A 13,203-nucleotide genomic window follows, 5' to 3' on the forward strand; every position below is an offset into this window, starting at 1 on the left:
TTCATTGGCTATTCTACAGTTGAATAATCAAAGGTTTCTTCTAAAATAATTGTGGAATCACGAACAATTCGGTAAGAGGCACTTTGACCTTCTGCAATTTGCAACTCAATGCGATGAGATTGATCTTCAGTAATGGTAAACTCCTCAAATGGCTCTACCATTGTATGTGTATTGTCTTGAATATAAACTTGAATGGTCTGTTTGACCGGGTCTTCACCTTCAGCAGCAGGCTGGGCCGGTTCATACGGAATTTCTGCCGTGTGAATGTAAGTCTTCAGTGGCTGTTCTGCTTCGCCTGCTGATAATGTCACTTCAATCGTCCCACCCGCTACGAGTTGTCCTCCAGCTGCTGGGCTTTGAGACATGACTTTCCCAGCTTCTACTGCATCTGATGCTTGTTCTGAAACAATACGGATATTAAACCCTGAAGACCGAGCATAGTCGTTCAAATTTGCTTCTGTAAATCCAGCTAAATCTTCTACATTTCGAAGGTCTTCACCTTTACTCACTATAAACTCAACATCCGTTTCACTGACAATCACTTCTTCACCAGCTGCTGGTTGTTGACTCAAAATGGTCCCAACCGGTTCTTCAGAAAATTCTTCAGTAGGTTTTACTGAAGCAAACTCTTTGTCGTTTAGAGCTTTTGTGGCTTCTTCTAGCGTGTTGCCGATAAAATCGGCCATTTCAACTTTTTCTTTCCCAATACTAACAAATAACTGAACTTTGGTTTCACGGTCCCTCATTTTCCCAGCTTCTGGAATTGTTCGAATCACATGATTTTCTGCTATTTCTTCTGAATACCCTTCGGTTTCATCGCCTATAACAAAGCCAGCTGCTTGTAGCTCTTCTACCGCTTCGGTGCGTTCCATTTCTGAAACATCAGGTACTGCTACTTGTCGCGGCTCAAACAGTCCAGGAAATGCGATTGCTTGCACCAGACCAGCTAGTAATAAGAAAGACAACACCCCAATAATCCACGGCCATTTCTTTTTCTTCTTTTTGATAGGAGCTTTTTGTTGTTCTTCTACTTCTTTAATAGGTAGCGGCATTGTTTTTGTGTTTGCCTCGCTACCATAAGCTGCCGGGTCTTTAATTGCTGGCATGGCACGTGTTTCATCTTGGTCCACTGGCACGACGAATGTTGGTTCGTTTAGTCGCTCTGGCAACAATACAGTCGCGAGATCTGCTTCCATTTCGTCAGCAGATTGATAACGATGTTGCACATTTTTAGCAGTTGCTTTTAAGACGACATTTTCCAAGCTTTGTGGCAAAGAAGGAACCGTGTCACGCAGTGAAGGTGTTTCTGTTTGTAGATGCTTTAATGCAATAGAAACAGCTGACTCGCCTGAAAATGGTAACTTACCAGTAATTAATTCGTACATCACAATTCCGAGTGAATAGATATCGGATTTCTTATTGGCTGTACCACCTCGTGCCTGTTCTGGCGACAAATAATGGACGGTTCCTAGTACCGAATTTGTTTGCGTATAGGATGTTGCACTTAACGCCATTGCAATTCCGAAATCGGATATTTTTACATTGCCTTCTGCGTCCATCAAAATATTTTGCGGCTTAATGTCCCGATGGACGATTTGGTTGTGGTGGGCATGCGCCAAAGCCGACGCCAATTGCCTCATAATCTCAACAGCACGCTCAGGAGCTACTGGTGAATGTTCGATTATGTATTCTTTCAAGGTTTTTCCTGGAACGTATTCCATGACTAAGTAATGAATTGACTCATCTTCGCCCACATCAAAAATGTTCACGATATTGGGATGTGCCAAACTAGTCGTAGACAAGGCTTCTCTTTGAAAGCGCCGACGTAATTCTTCTTCATTAGAGAAATCATAACGCAAAATCTTGATGGCGATATCCCGATCCAAAATCATGTCATGTGCTAAATATACATTGGACATCCCACCGCCACCGATCAATTCCTTGATCTTATAGCGGCCGTTGATACTTTTTCCAATCAACATAGTTACACCTCCTCATCCACAGAGGACAGAAGAATTAACGAAATATTATCTTCTCCTCCTAGATCGTTGGCCAAATTTACTAGCTCCTGGCCCTTTTGGGATAAAGGAGCCGTAGCACGAACGATGGAGGCAAGTTCTTCTTTCGGAATTTTATTGCTCAAGCCGTCTGAACAAATTAATAGGTACGAAGCATCTGCAAATGAAAAATCGATTAACTCTCTTTCAATCCCCGATTCAGTACCAAGTGCCCGAACGATCCAATTTTTCTTTGGATGCGCTTCCGCTTCTTCTTGAGTAATTTCACCGCTGTCTACAAGTACGTTAACGTAAGAGTGATCTCTTGTAATTTGCTGTATCGTCTCGTTAATTAGATACGCACGGCTGTCACCAATATGACATAAAACACCTTCATCGCCTTCAATTAGCGCGGCGATTAATGTCGTGCCCATGCCTTTACATTCTTGATTCGCTACCGAGTGGTCAAACACCACACGATTAATCGTATCGATTCTTCCTGAAAGCCATTCCTTTTTGCTATCTAGTGTCAAAAACGCTGTGTCGTCATCTTCTAAAAAGTAGTGACTCAACTGATCGACAGTCATTTGACTAGCAACGTCACCAGCCTTGTGACCGCCCATACCGTCTGCTACGATCGCCAACATTAGTCCACTTGGTCGCTTAAGTACTGCAACACTGTCTTCGTTCACGACGCGAATTTTACCTGTATCGCTCTCAACCACATACTGAAACAAATTACGACACCCCGATTCTCTTTAAGCTATTGCTGTCTTTTGTGTCTTTTTGAAAGCTGCAATGAAAAAACCATCGCTTCCATAATCCTGCGGAAACACTTGAACAAAACCTGTATGTTTAATGCCCATTGTTGCTGGCAAAGCTGCCTGAACCTTCTCCATTTCAGGATGTTCTTTCAAAAACCGTTCAGCTGTCCCTCTGTTTTCAACAGCATCTACTGTGCAGGTGCTATAAACCAAAATGCCATTCTCTTTTAATAAACGAGCTGCTTGGTCCAGCAATTCGAGTTGAATTTCTTGTAACCGCGCAAAGTCCGCTTCTTTTTTTGTGTACTTAATATCAGGTTTGCGCTTAATAACACCTAATCCACTACAAGGTGCATCCACGAGAACACGGTCAAATTGCTCTTCGCCAAAACGTTCGACACTTTGCTTGCCATCACCTACTATTGTTTCAATAACAGTGTGACCCAGTCTTGTAGCATTTTCATCAATTAGCTTTACTTTGTGCTGATGCAAATCAAGCGCGTACAAAGTCCCGCTATTGTTCATTTTTTCAGCGATATGAGTCGTTTTCCCACCCGGTGCTGCACACATATCTAGAACTGTCATACCTGGTTCAACTTGCAAGGCGTAAGCTGGAAGCATAGAACTTTCATCTTGAATCGTAATAAAACCTTTTTCAAATGTTGCCGTTCTCGCAGGTTGGCCATTTGTAACGATTAAACATTCCGGAATCAGTTTGCTCGGTACAGCTTCTAATTCTTCTGACTGAAGCATTTCAATCACTTCGTCAACCGAAGCACGAGCTGTGTTAACACGCACTGTTTGTGCTGGTGTTTTGTTATTCTCTAACGCCATTTCACGTGTTTTTTCTAAACCGAATTGCTCTGCCCAGCGTCTAATCATCCATTCGGGATGACTTGTTTCGATGGAGATTTTTTCGAATGGGTCGCTGATTGTATTGAATGAGCGAACTCCGTTTCGCTGCACTGAGCGCAATACGCCGTTGATGACAGACGCAACTCCCCCGTGCCCGCGACGTTTAGCAATTTCAACTGCTTCGTGAACGACGGCGTGTGCAGGAATTCGATCTAAATAAACAATTTGATACAAAGACAGTCTCAACAAAGTTTTGACCCATGGCTCAATTTTTCCTTTTAAGTAAGGCTCTAAATAATAGTCCAATGTCATTTGGTGTTGCAACGTACCGTACGTAATTTCTGTCAGTAAGCCCCTATTTTTAGCTGCGATGCCGTAGCTTTCGATAGTTTGATGAAGCAATAGGTTACTGTAAGCTTGCTTGTTTTCAACAGCCCAAAGAATCGAAAACGCAGCATCTCGGACATTGCCTTGAAGTTTTTTATTTTTCATTGGAATAAATCTCCTACCTGGATGTTAAGTCCTTTTAAATAATCTTTTGCTGTCATGCGTTTTTTTCCAGCTGGTTGCAACTCAGTAATTGCCAAAACACCTTCACCCGTCTGCACCAAAATCGAATCTTCGGTTAAGCCGACTACTTGACCCGTACGGCCTTTTGCGTTTGACGAAGTTTTTTCTGTCCACCAGATTTTCATAGTAGCTCCATTAACACTTGTATACGCGACCGGCCACGGGTGTAAACCGCGTACTTGGTTGTAAATCGCTGTAGCCGATTTCGACCAATCGATTTGTTCTTGTTCGCGCGAAATATTGCGTGCATAAGTAACGGCCTGATCATCTTGTGGAATACGATTATTGGTCCCAGCAATTATCGATGGTAACGTTTGTTGTAACAAGTCACGCCCTGCAACACTCAATTTATCGAACATACTACCGGTATGATCTTGTTCTTCGATTGACACAGTTACTTGCGAGATGATGTCGCCTGCATCTAGTCGGTCAACCATATACATGATTGTCACACCCGTTTCAGACTGACCATCTATAATGGCTTGATGAATCGGAGCACCACCACGGTATGCTGGCAGTAAAGAAGCATGCACATTGATTGCGCCATACTTTGGGGCTTCTAATAGTTCACTTGGTAAAATTTGTCCAAATGCTGCGGTGACGATTAAGTCTGCTTGTAAATCTAACACCTGTTGCAGTTCATCTTTGTTTTTCAGTTTTTCTGGTTGATATACGGGTAAGCCAAGACGCAACGCCTCTTCTTTTACAGGTGTTGGTGTCATTATTTTTTTACGTCCCACTGGTCGATCAGGTTGCGTGACTACTGAAATTACATCGTAGCCTTCTTCGACCAGCATACGTAATATTGGTGCTGAAAAAGCCGGAGTTCCCATAAAGACAATTTTGGTCAAACCTGTTCCTCCTCTGCTTCTTGCTGACGAATCATTTCATCTAATTCTTCTTGTGTAACATATTTGGTGATTTTGTTAGTAAACAAGATACCATCTAAATGATCCATTTCGTGTTGAATTGCACGAGCTTCGTAGCCTTCTGCCTCTAATTCGTACCAAGAGCCGTCACGTTCTTGTGCTTTAATTTTTATGTGGTCGTAGCGTTCCACTTCTCCGAAAATCCCTGGAAAACTTAAGCATCCTTCGATATCCGTTTCAGCGCCTTCAAACAGCACCAATTCTGGGTTAATCATTTCAATCGGTTCTTGACCTTCACGAAAATCGACAATGGCCGCTCGGACTGCGATGCCTACTTGAGGAGCAGCGATTCCGACGCCATCTGATTCAACCATTGTGTCGTGCATGTCATCTAAAAGAATCGCTAAGTTCTTATCAAAAGTAGTTACAGCTATACATTTTTTCTCTAATACTTCGTTAGGGTGTTTTATAACAGGTCTGATTGACATATTCATTTCCTCTTTTCTCTTACATGACCGATGTCGGGTTCATATCAATCGACAAAGTAGCACCTTTTTTTAGCCACTCCGCGCGGTGCATTTTGATCAACTGCTGCATCGTATCGGTCAGTTTCGGTTCTTTTTTGTATTTTATCAAACATTGATAGCGATATCTATTGTTGACACGAGCAATTAGCGAAGCTGAAGGTCCGATGATCAAGGTTCCAGGGGACAACTGACTCTTCAAATAACGGACTGCTTGTTCTGCATATTCGGCGACTGTCATTAAATCCTCATGCGTAAACTGGATATTGACAACATAATAATACGGCGGGTAACCGCTTGTTCTGCGCATCGCCATTTCTTGCTCGTAAAAAGGTTCGTACAATTGATCTTTTGCTAACGTAATTGCGTAATGTTCTGGCGTGTACGACTGAACAAAAACAGTACCTGGAAGAACGTCACGACCTGCTCGACCACTAACTTGCGTTAATAATTGATAGGTCTTTTCTGCCGCACGAAAGTCAGGCAAATGAAGTGTCGTATCCGCTGACAGTACACCGACTAATGTGATGTTGGGAAAGTCCAGTCCTTTGGCAATCATTTGAGTGCCAAGCAAAATATCTGCTTTGCCTTCGCCAAATGCTGAAAGAATTTTTTCATGTGCGCCTTTCGTACGTGTCGTATCAACGTCCATTCGTAAAACTCGAGCTTGCGGCACTACTTTTGCTAACTCTTCTTCGACTTTCTGTGTACCGGTTCCAAAAAACCGGATATGCTCACTTTCACATTCCGGACAGGTTTTCGGTACACGTTCGTCATAGCCGCAATAATGGCACCTCATCGTTTCGCTTGACCGATGATACGTTAGTGAAATATCGCAATTTGGACATTGCATGACCGTACCACAATCACGGCATAGTACGAACGATGAATAGCCGCGTTTGTTAAGAAACAGCACAGTTTGCTGTTTTTTCTCTAAACGATCACGAATAGCGTCCGCCAATTGTACAGAGAACATGGAACGATTGCCATTCCGCAATTCTTCACGCATGTCGACAATATGAACTTCAGGCAAAGGTTGATTTTTTGCACGTTTTTCCAGCACTAATAATTCATAGACGCCTTTTTGTGCGCGCGCGTATGATTCGAGTGAAGGTGTCGCACTGCCCAAAATAACCGGACAATTATGATACTCACTGCGCCAAATTGCCATGTCTCTTGCATGATAGCGCGGGGAATCGTCTTGCTTATAGCTTGATTCGTGCTCTTCATCGAGGATAATTAGACCCAAGTTCTGAAACGGCGCAAAAATAGCCGAACGCGCCCCGACAACTACTTTCACTTCAGCTCGTTGGATTTTACGCCATTCGTCGTATTTTTCACCAGCCGACAAGCCACTATGAAGAACTGCAACTTGATCGCCAAATCGTTCTTTAAAACGAATGGTCATTTGAGGCGTCAGTGAAATTTCTGGTACGAGCATAATTGCTTCTTTGCCTTGCTTAAGCACTTTGTCAATTGTCTGTAAGTAAATCTCTGTTTTCCCACTTCCCGTAATACCGTGCAATAGGAAGGTTTTGGGTGTATTCAATGCGCTATCAATCAGATCAAAAGCAGCTTGCTGCGCTCGAGTCAATTTCAAGAAAGATTTCTGTTCAATTGCCGTTAACAGCATTGGATCGCGGTAAGATTCCATATTGGAAATCTGAGCTGCGCCTTTTTCAACCAAACTATAAATAGTTGGCAAGGTAACCCCGGCTTCTTTTTGCAGTTGAGAAGATTCGATGGCCCGTCCTGCATTTTTCAGGAAATACTCCATTAGCTTTACTTGTTGTTTTGCATTTGCGCGAATGTTTAAAGCTTCTAATGCTTCTAAACTACTTGAGATATGAACCATTCGCACCTTTTTTACAGCAGTTTGCTGCTGAATGTCCGTATCGGCTATAATGGTCCCTTTTTCCATTTCTTTTTTTAACAGTCCGTAGACATCGACTGCATCTTGCAATCGAATGAATGGTCGGCTTTCAAAATAAGGGCGTAAAGGAGGCGCAATTTCTTCAAGCGCTGCATTCAGCACAAAGCGTTTTTCGTATTTTGCACGCAAGGCTGCCGGTACCATAACTTGCAGCGCATCAATTTCAAAACATACCGTTTGTTGCTTCATCCACTGTGCCATTTTTAATAATTCTTCATTTAATACAGGTACTACGTCCATTAGCTCATGGATGGGTTTTAGACGTTTCGGATCAAATTCTGAGGACGACTTAATTTTCGTAATGAATCCTAGCACTTTACGGTTGCCGAACGGTACTTTCACACGCATCCCTGGCTCTGCCAAAACTTCCACTTCGGTTGGGATGGCATAGTCAAAAGGCCGGTCGATTGGATGTGCAGCAACGTCTACGATAACTTCAGCTATCATGCGATTCTTCTCTATCCGTAATCAGCTTAAACAATTGGCGTGCCAATTGCTGCTTGGGCATCATATCAAAAATTTGCTCAAAGTCATTTTTCCCATAAATCGTAACTCGATTCGTATCCGATTCAAACCCTGCTTGGACTTCTGTTACATCATTGGCGATCATGTAATCTGCATTTTTACGCGCTAGCTTGTCTTTAGCATATTGACTTACATTATTGGTTTCAGCTGCAAAACCAATCAATATTTGATTGGTTTTATGCTGACCAAGATGTTGAAGAATATCAACTGTTCGTTCTAGAACAAGGGTTGAATTGCCTTGTTGTTTTTTTATTTTTTGATTGGCAATTGCTTGTGGTCTATAATCGGCAACTGCTGCTGTTTTAACGACATAATTTGCCGTCTCGTATTGAGCTGCTACTGCCTGCAACATGTCTTCAGCGCTTTCCACTAGAATTCTTGTTACGCCACTCGGTACTGGTAATGAAACCGGACCACTAATCAAGATTGTTTCAGCACCCATCTCAGCTGCTGCTGCAGCCATAGCATAGCCCATTTTTCCGCTGGAGAAATTAGTCAAAAAACGAACCGGATCAATTCGTTCACGAGTTGGTCCCGCTGTTACAACTACTTTTTTACCAGCCAGTATATATTCACTTGAAAAATAATCGTTGATCAATGCTGTAATTTTTTCTGGTTCTTCTAAACGACCTTTCCCAACATATCCACAGGCAAGAAACCCTTCAGATGGCTCGATAAAACGGATGCCGTCTTCATGAAGCTGCTGGATATTGCGTTTGACTGCCGGATGGTCATACATATGGACATTCATTGCTGGTGCAATCCAAATAGGTGCAGTTGCAGCAAGTAAAGTCGTTGTCACCATATCATCACCGATGCCATTTGCCAATTTCCCGATAACATTGGCAGTGCCAGGCGCTACAATAATCAGGTCTGCCCAATCCGCAAGATCGATATGCGCAATGACAGAAGAATCCTTTTCATCAAACGTATCCGTGTAGACATCGTTTCTCGACATGACCTGAAAAGTTAGCGGTTGCACAAATTGCTGCGCTGACTCTGTCATCATCACTTTTACAGAAGCGCCGGCTTGAGACAGTTTACTAACAAGTGCCACCGCTTTATAAACGGCGATTCCTCCGCTGACACATAATAGAATTTTACGATTCTCCACCAACTGAAACACCCTTTCTAAACAACAAACTCCCAAAGAACAAATTTGCTCTGGGAGTCGTCTGTTGCGATTAATGGTTAAATTTCATCTTCATATATTGCGAATTCATCTTGTTTTTCTTGTGTTAAAACGCCAGCTGCTACTTCTTCAAGCGCTTTTCCAACCGATTTAACTGAAACGTATGAATCTAGTTTTTCATCACCGTTTTCGTGCAATTGACGTGCACGTTTTGAAGCAAGTGCCACCAATGAGTATTTTGAATCAATGCGGCTTTTTAGTTTATCAACGGATGGGTATAACATCAGACATTCTCCTTTAGCATATCAAAGTATCTTCTTTCAACACGCTCACGCTTGCAATGTTCTGCAATAATGATGGCATTGATTCGATCACAGGCATTTTCAACTTCATCGTTTTCTACAACATAATCGTACAAGTTCATCATTTCCAACTCTTGACGAGCGGCTTGCAACCGAGAAGCAATCACTTCATCCGATTCAGTACCACGTCCGACAAGTCGCTCTTCTAATTCTGATAAACTTGGTGGTGCTAAGAAAATAAACAAGCCATCTGGAACTTTCGAGCGTACTTGTGCTGCACCTTGAACTTCAATTTCTAGGAACACATCGCGGCCAGCATCGCGCATTTTGTTAACATACGCAAGCGGTGTACCGTAATAGTTCCCAACAAATTCTGCGTACTCTAGCAACTCATCTTGCTCAATCAATCTTTCAAATTCACGTTTTGTCTTGAAGAAATAATCTTCTTCGTCAACTTCTCCTTCACGAGGCGACCTAGTCGTCATCGAGATAGAGTATTCATAATTTGTATCCGGCTGTGAGAACAGCTCTTTTCGTACCGTGCCTTTGCCAACACCCGAAGGCCCTGATAGGACGATCAGCAGTCCACGTTGGTTTCTCATTTTATCCCTCATTTACCTCGTCATCATTTTCTACTTAAACGCAGGAACGCGGTCTTGGCAAACACCATAGAAACCCATCCATAGCTATTTGCTACGCGATTCCCAGATCAGTTAGTTTGCCGACGTGTGAGTCTAGTGTGATAATGGAAACCATTCGGCTGACCGGAGATGCTTTCAATTATCAACAAAAAGAAATGTTGCGTTTCTCACCAAACTCTTCGCCGCCATTTACGACCAATCGTTGTTCTTCGTTTTCTTACTAACTGTCTTATTATATCATAATACACCGTGAAAATGATAAGATGGAACAAAACGATTTGAAAGAGGGATATTTAATGGCATTTGATGGATTATTCACAAAATCGATGACTGGCGAACTTCAACAACTGGTCACCGGCAGGATTTCAAAAGTTCATCAGCCCAACCAGCTTGAACTACTTTTACATATACGGGCTCAAGGAAAAAATCATAAATTGCTCATTTCGATTCACCCATCGTATTCACGGATTCACTTGACAGCAGCAGCGAACGTCAACCCTTCTGAACCACCGATGTTTTGCATGTTGCTACGCAAGCATATCGAAGGCGGCGTCATTACAGAAATTTCTCAATACGGAATGGACCGTCTCATCATGCTGAAAATCAAAGCAAAAAATGAAATCGGCGATGACATTGAACGTGAGCTACACGTTGAAATGATGGGGCGACATTCCAACGTTATTTTAATCGACGCTGAGCGAACCATGATTCTCGACAGCTTGAAGCACTTGCCGCCGAGCGTCAATTCGTTTCGGACCATTCTTCCCGGACAGCCGTATATCTTTCCACCTGCTCAGGAGAAAAAGGATCCATTTGAAGCCATTGATGAATTGAACAAAGCTGAACCCTCTGAAATTGTCGGTCAGTTTTCTGGCTTTTCGCCACTCAATGCACGTGAACTTGCGTTTCGTCTAGAAAGTTCTGCGGATAAGACTGAAACGACTAAAGCGTTTCTTGCTGACTTCTCAAAAGCTAATCCGACCGGCTATTATATCGAACACCAAGGCAAAAGCTTCTTTTCTGCCAGCCCGTTAACCCATATCACAGAAAACGGTCTTGAATTTAGCACACTCGGTGAACTACTCGACCGAATGTATTATGCCAAAGCCGAACGTGATCGTGTAAAACAACAAGCCGGTGATTTGGAAAGATGGCTACAAAATGAGATTTCCAAACTAAAACTCAAGCTGAAAAAACTAAAAAAAGAGCAAGATCAAGCTGAAAAACGCGATGTTCTTCAGTTAAATGGCGAATTAATTATGGCCAATCTTCACCGTATGACTAAAGGCATGAAGGAAATCGAAGTTGATAATTATTACAATGATGAAAAAGTGACCATTACGTTAGATCCGCGTAAAACACCAATTGATAATTCACAGCGTTACTATTCGCGCTACCAAAAAGCTAAAACAGCCGTTGTCAAAACGCAAGAACAAATAAGTAAGACAGAAGAAGATGTCGAGTATTTCGAAACCTTAATGTCTCAAGTTCAACAAGCTGGCATTTCAGATATTGAAGAAATTCGCGAAGAACTAGCTGAACAAGGCTTTATGAAAGCACAGAAATCAAAGAAAAAGAAAAAACCTACTAAGCCTTCTGTGGAGTCTTATGTGTCTTCTGCGGGAATACCCATTTCTGTCGGTAAAAACAATAAGCAAAACGATTACGTGACATTTAAAGTAGCAGCCAAGTCTGATGTATGGCTGCATACGAAAGACATTCCAGGGTCTCACGTCATTATCCATGATAACAATCCGGATGAAACGACGATACTTGAAGCAGCCACAATCGCCGCATATTTCAGTAAAGCAAGAGAGTCGTCTTCTGTTCCTGTCGATTACACCGAGGCACGACAAGTAAAAAAACCGAATGGCTCAAAACCAGGTTTTGTTATTTATTTTGAACAAAAAACCGTGTTTGTAACGCCTGATGAAGAACTGGTTATTAAGTTAAAAAAATAGTTTATGTGCCGGAAAGCTCTTTGCTTTCTGGTTTTTTTGTAAAAATTAAGAGGTTTGTCTAAACACTAGCTTTGCGCATCGCTCTCGCAATTAGCCGGAGTTTAATAATTTGAAAGTACGTACTCTCTCTTTAAGAGCAATCAGCTATTTAGTTTACATAATTAAAATATCGTTAACACAAAAATAAATTCAATTTGGAGTTAAAACATTGCCCTAGTTTAGAGTAAATGCTATGTTCTTAAAGGATTAAAATTTAAGGGGGCTTTATTACATGAATACATATTTCTTGAAAAAAAAGACGTTTTTAACAACCGGTGTACTTGCTGCATTGTTATTGGTTGGATGTAGTGATGAGGAAAGTTCAACCACGAAAGAAACATCAGCTTGGGATGAAATTCAAGACAAAGGTTCTTTAACAGTCGCTACTTCTGGCACATTGTTAGCAACATCTTTTCGTGATTCTGAATCTGATGAATTAACCGGTTTTGAAGTGGAAGTTGTACGTGAACTCGGTAATCGTTTAGAACTTGATATCGAATTTAAAGAACTTGGATTTGATGAGATGTTGACGAGCGTAAATACAGGCCAAATAGATCTTGCCGCAAATGATATCGAAATTACAGAAGGCCGTGCCGAAGAATTTATTTTTTCGACGCCGATTAAACATTCATACGGCACAGCTGTTGTTCGAAAAGATGATTTATCGGACATTTCAAGTTTAGAAGATTTACCGGGTAAAAAAGCAGCTGGAGCTTCTACTTCAATTTACATGGAAATTGCACGTGATTATGGGGCCGAAGAAGTTACTTATGATAACGCTTCAAACGAGGTGTACTTAAGAGACGTGTCCATCGGTCGGACAGATGTTATTTTAAACGATTATTATTTGTCGACATTTGGAGTAGCGGCTTTTCCTGAACTAAATATCACCATTCATCCGGATATTAAATACGCACCATCAGAAGTGGGTCTTGTCATGAACAAAGACAATACAGAACTTGCTGACCATGTCGACACTGCTCTAGAAGAAATGTTGAAAGATGGTACAATTACGGAAATTTCTAAAGAATTTTTCGGTGGTGCAGATGTCTCTATTAAACCTGATATTGAAGAAAATTAAACAGGAGGTC

The 13,203-nt window shown here is 41.8% G+C and carries 11 protein-coding genes; 2 read left to right on the top strand and 9 right to left on the bottom strand.

Annotated features, from left to right (window positions below; translation table 11 throughout):
- Positions 1-8: 8 nt before the first annotated feature.
- The 9 genes from pknB to gmk form a co-directional block, all read right to left on the bottom strand.
- Positions 9-1,982, bottom strand: a complete 1,974-nt coding sequence (gene pknB / locus FQ085_RS01230; RefSeq protein WP_149455742.1) for a Stk1 family PASTA domain-containing Ser/Thr kinase — start codon at positions 1,980-1,982, stop codon at positions 9-11.
- A 2-nt stretch (positions 1,983-1,984) separates the two neighbouring features.
- On the bottom strand, positions 1,985-2,734 hold the full coding sequence (locus tag FQ085_RS01235) for a Stp1/IreP family PP2C-type Ser/Thr phosphatase (protein WP_058384909.1): 750 nt from the start codon (positions 2,732-2,734) through the stop codon (positions 1,985-1,987).
- A gap of 21 nt (positions 2,735-2,755) precedes the next feature.
- Positions 2,756-4,108: a 16S rRNA (cytosine(967)-C(5))-methyltransferase RsmB gene (rsmB, locus tag FQ085_RS01240; RefSeq protein WP_149455743.1), complete on the bottom strand. Its 1,353-nt coding sequence runs from the start codon at positions 4,106-4,108 to the stop codon at positions 2,756-2,758.
- On the bottom strand, positions 4,105-5,037 hold the full coding sequence (gene fmt, locus FQ085_RS01245) for a methionyl-tRNA formyltransferase (RefSeq protein WP_058384907.1): 933 nt from the start codon (positions 5,035-5,037) through the stop codon (positions 4,105-4,107). Before fmt ends, rsmB begins: the two co-directional genes overlap by 4 nt.
- Complete coding sequence (def, locus tag FQ085_RS01250) at positions 5,034-5,543, bottom strand: peptide deformylase (RefSeq protein ID WP_058384906.1); 510 nt, start codon at positions 5,541-5,543, stop codon at positions 5,034-5,036. Before def ends, fmt begins: the two co-directional genes overlap by 4 nt.
- A 19-nt stretch (positions 5,544-5,562) precedes the next feature.
- Positions 5,563-7,959 (bottom strand): primosomal protein N', encoded by a 2,397-nt coding sequence (gene priA, locus FQ085_RS01255; protein ID WP_058384905.1) that lies wholly within the window; start codon positions 7,957-7,959, stop codon positions 5,563-5,565.
- Positions 7,949-9,154, bottom strand: coding sequence for a bifunctional phosphopantothenoylcysteine decarboxylase/phosphopantothenate--cysteine ligase CoaBC (gene coaBC / locus FQ085_RS01260; protein ID WP_058384904.1), 1,206 nt, complete (start codon positions 9,152-9,154; stop codon positions 7,949-7,951). The genes priA and coaBC overlap by 11 nt, the downstream gene beginning before the upstream one ends.
- A 74-nt stretch (positions 9,155-9,228) precedes the next feature.
- The gene (rpoZ, locus tag FQ085_RS01265; RefSeq protein WP_058384903.1) at positions 9,229-9,453 is read right to left on the bottom strand and encodes a DNA-directed RNA polymerase subunit omega; all 225 of its coding nucleotides are present in this window, start codon (positions 9,451-9,453) and stop codon (positions 9,229-9,231) included.
- Positions 9,453-10,073: a guanylate kinase gene (gene gmk / locus FQ085_RS01270; RefSeq protein WP_058384902.1), complete on the bottom strand. Its 621-nt coding sequence runs from the start codon at positions 10,071-10,073 to the stop codon at positions 9,453-9,455. The genes rpoZ and gmk overlap by 1 nt, the downstream gene beginning before the upstream one ends.
- A 335-nt stretch (positions 10,074-10,408) precedes the next feature.
- Here gmk and FQ085_RS01275 point away from each other — a divergent pair, with 335 nt between their 5' ends.
- On the top strand, positions 10,409-12,073 hold the full coding sequence (locus FQ085_RS01275) for an Rqc2 family fibronectin-binding protein (protein WP_058384901.1): 1,665 nt from the start codon (positions 10,409-10,411) through the stop codon (positions 12,071-12,073).
- 271 nt (positions 12,074-12,344) lie between these two features.
- Positions 12,345-13,193 carry a transporter substrate-binding domain-containing protein gene (locus FQ085_RS01280; RefSeq protein WP_058384900.1) on the top strand — a complete coding sequence of 283 codons (849 nt, stop codon included), beginning with the start codon at positions 12,345-12,347 and terminating at the stop codon, positions 13,191-13,193.
- Positions 13,194-13,203: the final 10 nt, after the last annotated feature.

It is taken from the genome of Planococcus sp. ANT_H30 (assembly GCF_008369335.1).
GTDB classification, from domain to species: domain Bacteria; phylum Bacillota; class Bacilli; order Bacillales_A; family Planococcaceae; genus Planococcus; species Planococcus kocurii.